We start from the raw sequence: 15988 nt of genomic DNA, 5'->3' as shown, positions 1-15988 counted from the left end.
GCAACTTTAAGAACGACTTTCTAATTTTTGTATTAGTGCCTCAAAGCCTTGATTTTTTAAAGTATCGGTAAACTCGTCTTGTTGAGCCCCAATAAGACTTACACCTTCCGTAATTATATCAGAAACTTTAAAAACATCTTTTCCGTTCCCTTTCATTTCACGTACAAGATATTCTACTTTAATAGGGTCTTGCTCTTTATTACTAACGATATTCATAGCAACCATAAAATCGGTCGAGCTTAAAGGACGAACTCCTACTATTTTAGGCTGTTCACCTTTATAATCTTTTATTAAATCAGTATAAGATTTAGTAACATATTTAGAGTAAACTTTGATGAATTCCTGAACCTGTCCACCTGATAAAGTTTTTATCCCATTTCTGCCTAATGTATATTTAGCCATCCAATCAAAATCTAGGTTCTGAGACATTAACTCACGTGCTTTAGCAATTTTTACTCGCTCAGATAGCTTACTATCATTTAATATACTAGAAGCTTCATTTACTAAATTAGTAACGTAATCATTCAAACCAGCAGGCACTTTCTCGCTAGAATAAGCGGAAAACGTCATAACTAATAAAAATAAACCTGTAATAATTTTTTGCATATAATCCTCGTTAATTTAATTAATTCTTGGGTTTAGGACATTTAAAATTTTCAGGATATTGAACCGATGCTTCACGAGCACGATGTAATGCTGATCTAATAGCCACATAAGGATCGGTAGAATTCTTCATCACATAATCACTAAACGGTAATACAACATATCGATCGTTTATTTTACTAACTGCTAGTACTCCTAAGTCAAAATCATTATGAGTGTAGTACATTAATGGATTAAGAGCATAATTAGTAATTACCGAATCCGTCATATCTCTTGCGTTAGTACTACCGATTATCGGCAATACTAAATAAGGACCTGGGGCAACTCCATAATGTGCGAGGGTACTGCCGAAAGTTTGACGTTCAGACGGCAAACCTACTTTACCTGCTACGTCAAATAAACCGCCTATGCCAAGCGTCGTGTTAATGAGAAACCGCCAAACGCTTTTCATAGTTTTATCGTAATTTAACTGAAGCCCGTAATTTACCGCCGTAAGCGGTGTATCAACATTACTGACGAAACTATTAACACGTGCTTTTACGTAATCATTCGTGATATTCTTATAACCTATTGCTAAAGGACGCAATATTATATAATCTAGTACAGAATTAAATGCAAACACTTTACGGTTAAATTTTTCGTATGGATCGTAAACTTCCAAGCAACCGTTTTCATTTCTTCCACCATTATAGTTATATATGTCATTATCAACATATTCAAGATCAGCTCTTGCGAATAATGAGCATAGTATAATAGATAGTATAATTAAAATTCTCATTGATTTATGTTATTTTCTTACAAACAATAATACTATATTTATTGTTTTCCGCTAGTATTATTTCTTCCGAAGTTAATATAGTAAAATTATTTTTTTGTAAAATATTATTTATTTCATTCAAGTTAAAAATAAATTCTTTGCGTTTTACTGAAAATTGCGTCTTTGCGGCGTTCGGTAAACAAACGGCAAAATACCCTTGTTCACTAAGAGACGAGTATATTAAATTAAAATATTCTATTAAATTGTTAGTAAACGATAATCCGCAAAAACTAAAAATAATATCAAATTTATTAGAGTTTTGTTTTAAAAATTCATCGATAGCAATATTATATATTTGATCGTAAATTTTAGTGTTCGGGTAATATGTTTCTTGTAAATCATTCATTAAAGTAGAAATTTCTACACCGGTTAAAGTAAAACTTTCCGGAAAACGTTTTTGTATTTCATAACCTACCAGCCCTATATTACTTCCAAGTTCCGAAATAGAATAATTATCCGGTAAATCAGATATCTGCTTGAGTGTATCATTAACAAACCTATACGGGAGATGGATATTTTTATCGTTATTAAAAATAGTAGGATAATATTGTGCAGTTAAATCACGATATTTTCCCCAAATTTCCCCCGGTATTTCAGTAATATCCTTATAATTTTTCAAAAAATTTATAAATATAGCTTTATATTTTTCATTAGATTTTTCTAAATATTCTATAGCTTGTCTGTAATTATTTTTTAAAAAATAAACCCATCCGAGTTGATAATATACTTTAGAATCATTAGGATTAAAAAATTTATCGACTAGTTTAAACCTAAGCAAGGCATCATTTAAATTACCTCTATATAAATGATCAAGTCCAAGCTGATAATTAGTTTCGGCTAAATGAGAGAATTTATATTTACAATCACTTATATAATTTTTAAATTCTAAAATTTTATTCTTAATAAAATTCGGTATATTTATTATAGTTAAGCAATAATGTTTGATTTTGTCTTTTATTTTACCGAGCATAGTTTAATTACTAAATTAATATTACTTACTATAATAAAGCATATCTTGATAAATTTTTAAATAAAATAATTTTATTGCGATTAAAATTGCTGTATTATCGCTTTTGTAAGTCAAAAGGGTTAAAAACCGTCATTGCGAGGAAATTGCATAGCAATTGACGAAGCAATCTCAGGATGCTTAACAAGATTGCCACGTCGCTTCGCTCCTCGCAATGACGATTTGGTATCCGCATAACAATACCTAATGCACTAATACGGACTCAAAATTATGTCAATTATTTCTACGAGACTAAATTCTATAAAGCCTTCGCCGACCCTTGCAGTCGTAAAAAAAACTCTTGAACTTAAAAAAGCGGGAGTTGATATCATTGCACTCGGTGCAGGTGAACCTGATTTTGATACACCTGATAATATTAAGGAAGCAGCAATTAAAGCGATTAAAGACGGCTTTACTAAATATACTAACGTTGAGGGGATGCCTCTTCTAAAGCAGGCGATAAAAGACAAATTCAAACGTGAAAATAATATAGATTACGAACTTGATGAAATAATAGTAAGCACTGGCGGTAAGCAAGTTATATATAATTTGTTTATGGCATCTTTGGACAAAGGGGATAAGGTAATTATTCCGGCACCCTATTGGGTTTCATATCCTGATATGGTTGCACTTAGCACAGGAACTCCTGTTTTTGTAAATTGCGGAATTGAAAATAACTTTAAATTAAGTGCAGAAGCTTTAGAACGTTCAATTACGGATAAAACTAAGTGGCTTATTATTAACTCACCTAGTAATCCAACAGGTGCAAGCTATAATTTTGAAGAGCTAGAAAATATTGCTAAAGTTTTAAGAAAATATCCTCATGTGAACGTAATGTCCGATGACATTTACGAGCATATTACTTTTGATGATTTTAAATTTTATACATTAGCCCAAATAGCACCTGATTTAAAAGAGAGAATATTTACCGTAAACGGTGTATCTAAAGCTTATTCTATGACGGGTTGGCGTATAGGATACGGCGTGGGCTCTAAAGCTTTGATTAAAGCAATGACTATTATTCAGTCGCAAAGTACTTCAAACCCTTGTTCAATAAGTCAAATGGCTGCTATTGAATCATTAAACGGTCCTCAAGATTATATAAAACCTAATGCTTTAAATTTTCAAAAAAAGCGTGATCTTGCTTTATCAATTTTGAAAAGAGTAAAATATTTTGAGTGCTATAAGCCGGAAGGGGCATTTTACTTATTTGTTAAATGCGATAAAATATTTGGGCATAAAACTAAATCAGGAAAAATTATTGCAAATAGTAATGATTTTGCCGAATATTTACTTGAAGAAGCAAAAGTTGCCGTAGTACCCGGTATCGCTTTCGGCTTAGAAGGGTATTTCAGAATCTCTTACGCCACTTCTATGGAAGAGCTAGAAGAAGCTTGTATTAGAATTGAGAGAGCTTGTGGTTCTATAAGTATAAAATCGTCATTGCGAGGAGATGCGTAGCATCGACGTGGCAATCTCGTCAAATATTCTGAGATTGCTTCGTCGAATTACTTTGTAATTCTTCTCGCAATGACGCTTAAAACACTATTAAACCAACAAAAAAAACAATGCGGAAAGCTTTTAAAAAATTTTTAAAAAATAATAAATACGTACTTAGTATAATTACTATTTTACTATATTGGTATTTGCGTTTTGTTTATTTTACATCAAAACAGAAATTTATTTTTTACGATAACGGCAATAAGGAAAAATTCCTAAACGAACAAGGGGTTATCTTTGCATTTTGGCATAATATGCTTGCCTTAAGTCCGGCTATGTTTATAGGACATAGAAATATCTATGCTTTAATATCACCGCATTTAGACGGGAAAATTTTAAATGATCTAGTAGGAAAATTTGGTTGCAGAGTGATAGTAGGTTCTACTAATAAAAATCCAATTGGAGCTTTACGTAATATTATAGGTAAGTTATCTCAAGGTGCAAATATAATAGTCACGCCGGACGGTCCTAAAGGACCGGTATATAAAGTAAATAGCGGCACTACCGAAATTGCTTATAGATATAACAAAAAACTTATTCCTATAGTCAGCTCCACTTCTAGATGTTTCAGATTAAAAAGTTGGGATAAATTAATAATACCCCTACCGTTTGGTATTATTAAAATCATAGTTGGCTCACCTTTAGAACTCACAAATGATAAAATACAAAACCATATAAGCCTTGAAAAACAACTAACAAGCTTAACAGAGAGTTTAAAGAAATGATGTTATTATATTATGCTTTAAGCTTTATATTATTACCTATTTATTTTATCATAATTCTTATACGTTTATTAATAGGTAAGGAAGATATAAGACGCATCCAAGAACGTTTTGCTATAGGTAAGCATCGACAAGTCTATTCATTAGACTTCTTACATAACGAAGCTAATAAAGAGAGATTTAAAGGAGACACGGAACGCAGAACCGCAGCGTACACAAGCGTACGTGAGGATTCGAGTACCGGCTCGACGTCTAAATTACCTTTAGAAGCAAGTTATGCAAGAAGTCTAATATGGATTCATGCAGCTAGCGTCGGCGAATCAATGGCAGCTTTAACTTTAATAAGTAATATAAGTAAACGCTATCCTGACATTCGTTTTTTAGTAACTTCTTGGACTAACAGCTCCGCTAAAATATTAACTGCCAAATTACCTAAAATAGCAGTTCACCAATTTTTACCGATAGATAATATTATTTTTACTCGAAAATTTTTAAAAAATTGGCAACCTAATTTAGGTATTTTTATAGAATCGGAATTATGGCCGTGTACTATTAATGAAGGAGCAAGGCAGTGTAAATTACTGCTAGTAAATGCTCGTATTTCCGATAAATCGTTTAAAGCTTGGCTAAAAAGAAAAAGCTTCTTTCAGCTTATCCTTAAAAATTTCAGCAAAATTATCGTGCAAAGCGAACGTGACTTACAAAAATTCAATGAACTTGGCATATCAGATGCAATTAATTTAGGCAATATTAAATTTGCCAACGAAAAACTTCCAGTTAATCAAGAAGAGTTATCAAAATTAAGCTCACATTTAGACAATAGACAAGTGGTGGTATTTGCTAGCACTCACCCTGAAGATGAAGAGGTGATTTTACCCATAATCAAAAACCTAAAAGAGCAGTTTTTAGATTGCTATATTATCCTAATTCCCAGACATCCCGAGCGAGTTAAATCAATTATCGATAATTGTAAGTCACATAATTTATCCGCTACCGCTAAGTCACAAAATGATTTACCTGTTTTAAGCGATGATATTTATATAGTTGATAGATTCGGTGAAATGGGATTGTTTTTTTCTGTAGCTACAATTTCTTTTATCGGCGGTTCTTTTAAACAAGGCGGGCATAATATTTTAGAAGCGGCATATTTCTCTAATTGTATTATATTCGGTCCCGATATGAGTAAAAACACCGATATCGCTAAAGGCGTACTGCAAAATGAAGCCGCTATCCAAATCAAAAACGGTGAAGATTTACTAACCAAACTAACATATCTACTTAGCCCTAATAATTCTTTAGAACTTAAAGCCTACCGTGAAAATGCTTTAAAATTTGTTGAGAATAACCAAAAAGTCTTAGATGAATATTTACAGGTAATTACGAAGTTTCTTTGATAGAATTTAACTAAAAACTCTTATTCTCCTAAAAGTTCTATAGTAAATTCGCTATCTACGTGGGCGATTTCTATAGTCTCGTTATTTTCTAGTATTTTTTTATACAAATACTTGTAATATCCACTATTTACAGGCAAAGAACATAGTTTACCTTTATAAACGGTTAATGCAGGATACCATTGGTTATAAAAAATTATAGGAGTGTTTGGCAACAATAACTTATTTAATTTTCCGTCTCTACCGTAATGTATCTTTAGAAAAGCAGGATCATCTTTGGACATTGAACCATCCGAGTATTTTAAAATTAGAGAAAGTTCAAAAGTCCCTCCTACATCTTGAGTAGTATCAGGTAGAATCATGCTTCTAAATTCCTTATTTCTAACTATATGCTTGTTATTTAATCTTAACATTAAGGAAGTTTCAATTGTCTCTTCCAACGCAATACCACACTTATAACCGTCATCTCTTTTAAGTTCTTTTTGAATAACTATGCGTTGAATAGGGTCAGAAAATATAAATTTTTCCTTACCGTTGCTATTAAAATCACTTCCTGGACCGACAACTTCTATTTTGCCGGTTGTCACTTTATAAGCGTTTGAAAGGGTTTTAGCTCCGATTTTTGCACTATCTACCAATTTTTTTCCGTATATTTTAGCCTTTTCTCTTTTAGAGGTAGGAGTATTAGGTGGAGTTTGCTCCGAAGGATCTACAGGATTAGTTGCATTTGGTTGATTTACATTCGTAGGACCTCGAGGGGAAGGATGTTTTGCTATATAGGTTATCTTACTTTCAGGTTCGGTGCCGAGAATTTCTATTTGTCCCGTTCCTATCTTATAGACATTTTCTATAATTTTGCTTCCTGTTACGGTAACTTTTACTGCTCCTTCTACTGCTTTATAACATGCATAACCGGCACATACTATCATAACTCCAAGCAGTTCGGCATCACCATCACTAGAGTTAGCTTGTCTTCTACGATGCTCTTCGGCAGCATAAATCTCTGCTGCGTATTGCTCTTTTGTCCGTGACATAAAATATTCTCTGTTTAAACTAATAATAACGATTAATGTAAGACTTTCTATTATTAAGTCAATATAAATCTTTCATTATAAAGTAAAAAATCGAAAAATTATTTATTAATAGATAGCTGATTGTAGTTAGAGAGATATTATAAATACGAATTTAGAATAAGCACTTATCTAAATTCGCATTTATTGACTTTGAAAGGTAAATTTAACCCTGTGTGATGGCTGCTACTTCATCGGCGAAGTTTTTTTCTTCGTGTTCTATACCTTCACCAAGTTCGTATCTAATAAATTTGGCGATTTTAATTTCTGCACCGAGTTCTTTTTCAGCATTTTTAATTACTTCCGCAACAGTAAGTTTAGGCTCAAATAAGAAATTTTGCTGAAGCAATACAACTTCAGAGAAGAATTTACGTATTCTACCTTCTACCATTTTTTCTATAATATTATCAGGCTTTCCTTCTTCTTTAGATTTCTCAAAAAATACTTTTCTCTCACGCTCTACGAGTGCTTGATCCAAGCTTGAATCATCTATACTTTGCGGGTTATTTCCTGCTACATGAACAGCAACTTGTTTAGCTAAAGCTTCTAGTTTTGTTTTATCTTTTGCGTTAGATTCAAGACCTACTAATACGGAAATTTTTCCTAGATTCGGTACAACTTCATTATGTACGTAGGAACCGATTGCTCCTTCGGATATCTCCAATATATCCATACGACGTAATGTTAAATTTTCACCGATTGTAGCGATATTTTCTATAATCTCTTCTTCAACTGATTTACCGCTTTGCATTTTAGATGTTTTTAACGTGTCTATAGTTTTTGCAATTACTGCAAGATTCGCAATATCCTTAACTAAATCCTGAAATTGCTCATTTCTAGCAACAAAATCCGTTTCAGAATTTACTTCAACCACCACTCCGGTAAGCCCATCAACTTTTGCAGCCGTTAAACCTTCAGAAGCAATACGCCCGGCTTTTTTTGCTGCCGCAGCTAAGCCTTTCTTACGCAGAAAATCTATAGCTTCTTCAAAATTACCGCTGGTTTCTATTAATGCTTTTTTGCAGTCCATCATACCTGCACCGGTTTTTTCTCTTAATTCTTTAACCGCTGCAGCACTTATATTTATTTCACTCATACCTTACTTTCTCCTTAATTATTATATTTGGCTTGGGATGTATAGATAACTAATCGTCATTGCGAGGAGAGGCGAAGCCTCGACGTGGAATCTCAGGAATTTTGTACTGTTACATGAGATTGCCACGCAGCCTTACGGCTGCTCGCAATGACGGTTCAAGTGTCCAAACTACGCATTATCAGAATTTTTATTTTCATCGGCATCATTTAATGCTTGCTCAAATTCTGTATTTGTCTCTTCATCAATATTTTTCGTTTTAGAGAATTTTTTAGCTTGTTTTAATTTAGAAACATTTTTAGAAGTTAACGCCTTATCTGTATGCTCCTGCATAGCTCCCATATCAACCCCTGAAGCTTTCATTGATTCTTCAAGTCCTTGTAATGCCGCATCTGCAAATAAACTACAATAAAGTCTTATTGACCTTATAGAATCGTCATTACCCGGAATCGGATAATTTACATTATCAGGATTAGAATTAGTATCGACTACTGCAACTATAGGAACATTAAGCTTTACCGCTTCATTAATTGCGATATGCTCTTTATTAGTGTCAATAACTACTAGAAGATCAGGTTTAGAATTAAGATTTCTAATACCGGCAAGGGATAGAAGTAACTTCTCTTTCTTACGGCTCATATCAAGTATCTCTTTCTTAGTATAACCCATAAGTGCTTCTTCATTTTCTAAGGTTTTTTCTAACTTATTTAGTTTTTCTATTGAACCCGCAATAGTTTTCCAGTTAGTTAGCATACCGCCAAGCCATCTATGATTTACGTAATATTGTCCGCATTTTTCAGCATATTCCGCTATAATATCACTGGCCTGTATTTTAGTACTTACAAATAATATTTTACCGTCTTTTTTTACGGTTTCATATATTGTATTCAAAGCAACACTCATTAAAGCGGCACTTTGTCTTAAATCGATTATATGAACATCATCACGTTCACCATATATATAAGATGCCATTTTAGGATTCCAACGTGAGGTCTTATGACCGAAATGCACGCCTGCATCCAATAATTCTTTAATGTTAACAGATGGTATTTTTGACATTTTTAAATTCTCCTAATTGTTAGTTTATACCTCCGTAAGATATTGTGTATATTTGTCATCCCGCGGCCCCGCCACGGGATTCAAAAACAACTTATTATCATATATTACTGGATGCCGTGATCAAGTCATAGCATGACAGCTCTATACATGAACTAACATATATCTTACGTGTGAATTTTTTGCTTAAGTTTTGAATAATCGTCATTGCGAGCAGCCGTAGGCTGCGTGGCAATCTCGTCCAATATCCTGAGATTGCGTACGTACAATTATATTACATAATTTCCTCGCAATGACGCTCCACAATAAGCCTACAAATCATACACGCATGATACATAATTTACAAGCTTTTATTCTTTTCGCCAAATAGTAGTACCATCAGGTTTATCTTCTAGAATTATTTTTTCCTCTAATAACTGATTACGAATTTGATCGGCTAATAACCAATTTTTTTGTTTTTTTGCTTCCAAACGCTTATTTAGAAGCTCGTTTATATAGAGTTCATCTACACCGCTATTAAACCACTCGTGTGGAGTCTTATTCATTAAACCAATAAAATTAGCACAAGTAATAATAGCAGAGGCGTTAAGCTGCTTTTCTTCTTCAGTTTTAGAAATAAAAACACCTTTAGCATAGTCATTAATTATTTTAACGGCAAGCGGCGTATTCATGTCATCAAGTAAGCTTTGCATGAAATTGTGAGGTAAATCTATTTTTTGTACATTAATATTTTCTATGGCTCTATACCAATAATCTAAAGTCTTTTTAGCATCTTCTATAGCTTTATCATTATAATCAAGTGGACGCCTATAGTGACTACTTAATAAGAATAATCTTACTACCTCTCCTGAAATTTCTTTATCCATTAAATTCCTTACGGTAATAAAATTACCGAGAGATTTACTCATTTTCTCACCGTTCACCGTTAGAAAGCCATTATGTACCCAATATTTAGCATAGGTAGAATCCGGAAAAGCACATCTACTTTGTGCAATTTCATTAGTATGATGCGGGAAGATTAAATCTGCTCCGCCACCGTGAATATCAAAATTCTCACCTAAATATTTGTAGCTCATGGCTGAACATTCAATATGCCATCCAGGGCGACCAAATCCCCAAGGACTTTTAAAATTCATATTTGCGGATTCATTTGGCTTTGCCGGTTTCCATAATACAAAATCCTGTGGATGCTTTTTGGTTTTGCTGTTTTCTATACGCACTCCCTCAAACATTTCTTCTAAATTTCGGTTAGATAATTCCGTATAATTTGGAGCTGATAAAACATCAAAATAAACATGATTATCCGCAATATATGCGTGATCTTTTGCTATTAAGCGTTCTATTATTTCGATCATTACATCAATATGCTCTGTAGCTTTCGGCTCAATACTCGGTAGTAGGCAACCTAAATATGCCATATTTGTATGAAACTCTTGTGTAACTTTATCAGTCAACTCATTAATAGTAATGCTAAGTAGCTCAGCCCTATCGATAATTTTATCGTCAACATCCGTAATATTACGTACGTATTTTACAGATTGCTCACCAAATATTTTTATAACTATACGGTAGAGTAAATCATATACCACTACCGACCTGCTATTACCTATATGAGGATTATCGTAAACAGTCGGTCCGCATACATACATTTTTACTTTAGTCTGATCTTGAGGGTTAAAAACCTCTTTAGTACGGCTAAGAGTGTTATATAAGTGAAATTGAATTTGCATATTTTATTTACCAAAAATTGAGATGCCATTAGTATGTGATGTATTAAGCACATTTTGGTTAAAAAATCTATTAGTTAACAAAAATTAGTAATTAATAGTTAACATAAGTTAATAAATATTATATAATTCGCCTCGTTTATATTTAAAAAAATAATAACTGATCGAGGTTTGAATGAGCTTACAAAATTCCCACTCAAAAAAATATGTTTTAACTTTTTTCATGTCAACATGTTTGTTGACTAGTAGCTTTTTAAGTACAAGTGCTAGAGCGGCAAGCTTTACCCAATTAGCTAACCAAATACCAACCTTGAGCGGTCTTTCCGAAGTACAAAGAAAACAGAAATGGAATAGTTATACTTTACAAGAAAAACAAGAAGCATGGAGAAGAGCAAAGTTGACACCTGATTTTGTTCAAGCAATGATTGATATGCAAACCGGTTTTACTGAAAGTGATTTATCGAGTCGCAATAACAAAACTAGACATAAAGCAAGAGAAAAAAAATCAGAGCTTGACTTATATATTGCCGGAACGAAACAAGGCTTTAAGGAAAAAGTTGACGGGTATATTTCACAAGGAAAAATTCCTACGCCTGAAGAAGCAGCACAAAACCTTGAAATAGACTATGATGCTAAAAAAACAGATAATAAACTAGAAAAAAATCAAAATGTACGCCGTGTAGAAAAAGATAAAAAAGCCTTACTAGACCTGTATATTCACTCAATAACAACTTCAGTTAAAGAAAAAGAATACATAACTACCGGTCAAGTCCCAGAATTAGGTGAACTAGAGAAAGCTCTTAATATAAGTAAAGAAGAAGCAAAACACCGTAGAACCATAATAAGAGATCAAGTTATGGCAAATGAAAGACCAAAGCTTGTACGTAGTGGTACGGTTCTTACAAAAAAGGAACTACATAAACGTTTTGGTAAAGACACTACTACAGATGACACAAAATATATTGACGATATAACCACTGAGGTTATGTATACTAAAAAACAAGGATATGTAAATACAGATTTTCTTCCTAAAATTTCAGAAATAATGAATGAATTTAAGGTAGATAAAGGACGTGCAAATCTTTATTTAAATCAAATAAAAGCTGGAATAGAAGCAAAGCTTCTAGCAGACAATAATCAAACTACTACTAAACCCTTTACTAAGCATTCTAGAACAACTACAAATACTGCAGGAATATCTTCGGGGGTTCCTTTTGACACAGGTAGAACAAAACCAGAAACAAAATCATTCGACTTTAAAAGATCAATGTATAGTCTTCTAAATAGAAAACAGGAGGATCAATTAAGCAAGACTGAACAACACTTAAAACAGCAAATAAAATTAGAAGAAAATAAAGAAGAGTTTAAGGAAATTTTAACAAAAAATCCTATAGACGCATTACTATTTGCAGAACAGAGTAATTTAGGTAATTCTTTTAAACAGGAAGCTATCTCTAATATTGACTTAAGTAAGGATATAAGCAGGATATTATTTACTGTTGATGATAAAGGCAATAGAACAATATTAAATACAATATTAACTACTACTCCAGAACACAAAGATGAACTTATTAAGCAAGCTCAACACCATGCCATACAAACTTTACCAACATCTATATCTGATAAAGACGTTAGTGACAAAAAAAAATTAACGCTTGCAACATTAGCTGCAACAGAAGATAAAAAAGTACTAGAAGAAGCATTAGATAACTGGTTAAGTACTAACGGATATAAACGCAAGCCGGAAGTAGAGTCTTTAATCTCTATACTTTTATCTGATGAAACCACATTAAAAGCAGGAATAGATAAAATTTTTGAGTTACCTGTAGAAAACAATGTTAATAATAATTCAAATAAAGGTCAAAATGGCACTCCTATTCTTCCGCCAACCCCTCCTCTAAATGGGAGTATGCCACCTTCTCCACCCCCACCTCTGTTAAATGGAACACCGACTTCTACAGCTTTTAATAATTCAAATCCTAATCATAAATTTGATTTAAAAAATTTTGAAGCTACATATCCTAGATTATATAAATCGTATAATGAATTTATTCAAAATACAACTTCAGCAAGTCAAAGTCAGGCAACCACAACGTCTAATAATATACCTGATACTAAGGCTAAAATGGGGGAATCACTTGAATTACTTAAACAGAAAGTTGCTAAGCAGAATGAGGTAATAGGCTTAATACATAATGAAGTAACAAAATTGTATAACTTTTCTCCTAAAACTTTTGTAAATTTATTTAACACTGAGAACGAAGAGATTATCAAGAAAATTGAACAAATTGCTAAAAGAGAGGATATACAAAAAATACTTCAAGATAATGATATAAAAATAACATCTACTTTTGTAAGTAAGATTTTTAATGAATCGTTAGAACAAACGAAACAACGTCTTCGTTCATCTAATATAATAAATGCAAAACAATATAAAAGGATTGAACAATATGCAAACAAACAAGAATGCGTAACAGAATTCTTAAGAATTACAAATCCTCTAGAGCAATTAAAGTTTGCTAATAAATATATAAATATTCTTGGACAAAGTACCTTTAATGGTAAACTTAATGAATTAATAGAAAACCCTAATAAGTTAACGTTCTCACAAAAAATTAATTTTGTACTTCAAGGGTATCAAGAATTAACTAGGGAAATTCCTACTGCTAAAGCTAATTTAAATAAATTAAAACAAAATATTTTAGAAAAAATTGAAATTCAACAATTAATCGCAAATAAAGATATAAGCCGAAAAGATTTATTGGATATACTAAATAATAAAAATCCTGAGTTATTAAAATCACTTCTTGAAGCTAAGGTTATTTTAGAAGAGAATAAACTTAATAATTCAGCTAACGAAGTTGATTTAAAGGAAATTATACCTTCTCTTAATTATTTAACTTCAGAGCAATTAACAAGCTTAATTAATAGAATAACTATAGAAGGAGTAAAAACAGCACTTAAGGCTAAATGGCAGCAAGAAAATAAAACCGTATCTAATAATACTGAAAAGCCGCTGATTTATAATAACGGTACTCCAATGCCTCCCCCGATTCCTAATGGCAATAGTAACTTTGGAACTAATGATTATCTAATTAGCATGGGTTATACACAGGAATTTATAGATAGAATGGATAAGGTAAAACCTAACAATAATTTTGGTAAAAATCATAATTATACAGCTACGGATTTTAAATCTAATGTAGGAAAAAATTATTATGAATCTACTTCAAAATTAGGAGGAACAGATATATTACTAACTGATTCACAAAAGTTAGAGAATGCTATTAAAAAAGAAGTATTAGCAAAATACATAGAAGAACCAAATAGAGATATGCAAGATGATTCTCTTTTAAAACAAGCATTTGAAGAAAAATTTTACTATGCTGAAGATAAAAATACAAAAGTAATTCCTAAACCCTCTGAAGTAAATTTTGATCCAAACTTCATAGGACCAAGAACCGAAGTAGGACAAGAGATATACGAACTTTATGAACAAGAACTTCTAAAACTTGCAAGAGATCCGGTATTTATTGAGTATGTAAAAAACAATAATAATACACAAAAAGATGAAAGAGAATTATTAATAAGCTTTATTGAACAAATAGAGTCTAAACGTCCTGAACTAGAACAAAAATACGGTAGTGATGTTCAATCAGAAGATAATAACCAGGAAAAGAAAGTAGGACATTTAAATATGAAACAATTCCAATCATTGTTTCAGCAAGAAAACGAATCTGCAAATGACGAATCCTCAACAAAGGATGATCCACAACCTGAAGATAGTAATAAAAAGTCAGAGAAATCCGATTCAGAAACCGCTTTATCACCTAGGTTATTGAGTTCTAACGATAGCAAAAATGATAAATCATCAGATGACAAAAAATCACTTCTAGTCTTAAGATCTAGTGAAGAAGAATCAAAAAAAGATATAGCTTTAGAAAGCGAAGACGAAGCTATCGATATGTCATTCAAAACTGAAGCAATCGCAGAGCAAGATGAAGCGACACAGAGACAACAGGTATCTGATGACACTAATAGGAAAGTAGCAATATTAGTTAAGGCAACTTCAACTCTTCATAAACCTGTTCACTATAATATTTTAAGTGATAGATTAAAGGTTGCTGCAATAGGTGCCGGTGATGAAGAAGCTAGTATAAACAGAGGCGTGTGGATTAGCGGCTTATACGGCATTAATAAACAAGGAACTTGGAAGAATATTCCAAAATATCAAGGTCGTACAACCGGCGTAACTATCGGGGCCGATGCTGAATTCATCAATAGTCATGATGTTATAGGAATAGCTTATAGCCGTTTAGAATTCCAAATTAAATATAATAAAAAACTAGAAAAAACAGCTGTTAACGGTCATCTTTTAAGCATTTACGGTCTAAAAGAACTAATTAAAGGTTTCTCATTGCAGGCTATAACATCTTACGGTCATAATTATATTAAAAATAAATCTAAAAGTATTAATAATATAATTGGAAAATATCAAAACAATAATTTAAGTTTTCAAACCTTATTAAATTATAAATATCGTACAAAATACGATTTACATTTTATTCCTAATATCGGTTTTAAATATGATTATTCAAGAGCTAGCAACTATAAAGAATATAATGTAGATATAGAAAATTTGATGAATCAAAAGAAATCAAATCAATCATTTGAAAGTAGTATTGGCGGTAAAATAGTGTTTAAGCCTATAGCGACCGTAAATAATATAATATTAACGCCAAGCTTGTACGGTAATATTGAGCGTCACTTCAATAATAAAAATACAAAAGTTAATGCAAAAGCGACTTTTAAAGGGCAAACATTACAAGAAACAATTATTATACCAAAACAACCTAAGCTTGGATATAATATCGGTAGTAATATACTTATGAGCAAAAAAAATATAAATGTTCTGCTTGAGTATAATTATTACACACATAGAAAATATCAAAGCCATCAAGGGCTTATTAAACTAAAAGTCAATTTGTAAAATAAATAAGGAT

Annotated in this window: 11 protein-coding genes; 4 read left to right on the top strand and 7 right to left on the bottom strand. The window is 32.0% G+C overall.

Features of this window, described 5'->3' with window-relative positions; genetic code table 11:
• Positions 1–6: 6 nt before the first annotated feature.
• The 3 genes from RF_RS00415 to RF_RS00405 are packed head-to-tail and all read right to left on the bottom strand — an operon-like array spanning position 7 to position 2390.
• On the bottom strand, positions 7–606 hold the full coding sequence (locus tag RF_RS00415; protein WP_011270432.1) for an MlaC/ttg2D family ABC transporter substrate-binding protein: 600 nt from the start codon (positions 604–606) through the stop codon (positions 7–9).
• Positions 607–625: 19 nt separating this feature from the next.
• The gene (locus RF_RS00410; RefSeq protein ID WP_011270431.1) at positions 626–1381 is read right to left on the bottom strand and encodes an MlaA family lipoprotein; all 756 of its coding nucleotides are present in this window, start codon (positions 1379–1381) and stop codon (positions 626–628) included.
• Positions 1382–1385: 4 nt separating this feature from the next.
• A complete protein-coding gene (locus RF_RS00405; RefSeq protein ID WP_011270430.1) occupies positions 1386–2390 on the bottom strand; it encodes a methyltransferase domain-containing protein in 1005 nt (334 codons plus the stop codon).
• A gap of 267 nt (positions 2391–2657) precedes the next feature.
• Here RF_RS00405 and RF_RS00400 point away from each other — a divergent pair, with 267 nt between their 5' ends.
• The 3 genes from RF_RS00400 to waaA all read left to right on the top strand — a co-directional run bounded on the left by RF_RS00400 (position 2658) and on the right by waaA (position 6042).
• Positions 2658–3887: a pyridoxal phosphate-dependent aminotransferase gene (locus RF_RS00400; RefSeq protein WP_011270429.1), complete on the top strand. Its 1230-nt coding sequence runs from the start codon at positions 2658–2660 to the stop codon at positions 3885–3887.
• Positions 3888–3994: 107 nt separating this feature from the next.
• A complete protein-coding gene (locus tag RF_RS00395) occupies positions 3995–4651 on the top strand; it encodes a lysophospholipid acyltransferase family protein (RefSeq protein WP_011270428.1) in 657 nt (218 codons plus the stop codon).
• Positions 4648–6042, top strand: a complete 1395-nt coding sequence (gene waaA, locus RF_RS00390) for a lipid IV(A) 3-deoxy-D-manno-octulosonic acid transferase (protein ID WP_011270427.1) — start codon at positions 4648–4650, stop codon at positions 6040–6042. Before RF_RS00395 ends, waaA begins: the two co-directional genes overlap by 4 nt.
• A 20-nt stretch (positions 6043–6062) precedes the next feature.
• On the opposite strand, the gene RF_RS11055 is transcribed toward waaA, so the two are convergent.
• The 4 genes from RF_RS11055 to cysS form a co-directional block, all read right to left on the bottom strand.
• Entirely contained in the window at positions 6063–7073 is a 1011-nt protein-coding gene (locus tag RF_RS11055; RefSeq protein WP_011270426.1) for a Sca4 family protein, read from the bottom strand.
• Between the two features lie 202 nt (positions 7074–7275).
• A complete protein-coding gene (gene tsf, locus RF_RS00375; RefSeq protein ID WP_011270425.1) occupies positions 7276–8205 on the bottom strand; it encodes a translation elongation factor Ts in 930 nt (309 codons plus the stop codon).
• Positions 8206–8373: 168 nt separating this feature from the next.
• Positions 8374–9261, bottom strand: a complete 888-nt coding sequence (gene rpsB / locus RF_RS00370; RefSeq protein ID WP_011270424.1) for a 30S ribosomal protein S2 — start codon at positions 9259–9261, stop codon at positions 8374–8376.
• Positions 9262–9608: 347 nt separating this feature from the next.
• Entirely contained in the window at positions 9609–10988 is a 1380-nt protein-coding gene (cysS, locus tag RF_RS00365) for a cysteine--tRNA ligase (RefSeq protein WP_011270423.1), read from the bottom strand.
• A gap of 172 nt (positions 10989–11160) precedes the next feature.
• Between cysS and RF_RS00360 the strand changes: the two genes are divergently transcribed.
• Entirely contained in the window at positions 11161–15975 is a 4815-nt protein-coding gene (locus tag RF_RS00360; RefSeq protein ID WP_011270422.1) for an autotransporter outer membrane beta-barrel domain-containing protein, read from the top strand.
• The last annotated feature ends 13 nt before the right edge of the window (positions 15976–15988 follow it).

Origin of the sequence: Rickettsia felis URRWXCal2, assembly GCA_000012145.1 — a bacterium.
Classification (GTDB): domain Bacteria; phylum Pseudomonadota; class Alphaproteobacteria; order Rickettsiales; family Rickettsiaceae; genus Rickettsia; species Rickettsia felis.
This window is presented reverse-complemented; position numbering and strand designations above follow the sequence as displayed.

Coding starts and splice junctions, on each gene's coding strand:
- cysS (WP_011270423.1), bottom strand. CDS start 10,988: ATGCAAATTCAATTTCACTTATATAACACTCTTAGCCGTACTAAAGAG.
- RF_RS00415 (WP_011270432.1), bottom strand. CDS start 606: ATGCAAAAAATTATTACAGGTTTATTTTTATTAGTTATGACGTTTTCC.
- RF_RS00405 (WP_011270430.1), bottom strand. CDS start 2,390: ATGCTCGGTAAAATAAAAGACAAAATCAAACATTATTGCTTAACTATA.
- RF_RS00410 (WP_011270431.1), bottom strand. CDS start 1,381: ATGAGAATTTTAATTATACTATCTATTATACTATGCTCATTATTCGCA.
- RF_RS00400 (WP_011270429.1), top strand. CDS start 2,658: ATGTCAATTATTTCTACGAGACTAAATTCTATAAAGCCTTCGCCGACC.
- rpsB (WP_011270424.1), bottom strand. CDS start 9,261: ATGTCAAAAATACCATCTGTTAACATTAAAGAATTATTGGATGCAGGC.
- waaA (WP_011270427.1), top strand. CDS start 4,648: ATGATGTTATTATATTATGCTTTAAGCTTTATATTATTACCTATTTAT.
- tsf (WP_011270425.1), bottom strand. CDS start 8,205: ATGAGTGAAATAAATATAAGTGCTGCAGCGGTTAAAGAATTAAGAGAA.
- RF_RS11055 (WP_011270426.1), bottom strand. CDS start 7,073: ATGTCACGGACAAAAGAGCAATACGCAGCAGAGATTTATGCTGCCGAA.
- RF_RS00395 (WP_011270428.1), top strand. CDS start 3,995: ATGCGGAAAGCTTTTAAAAAATTTTTAAAAAATAATAAATACGTACTT.
- RF_RS00360 (WP_011270422.1), top strand. CDS start 11,161: ATGAGCTTACAAAATTCCCACTCAAAAAAATATGTTTTAACTTTTTTC.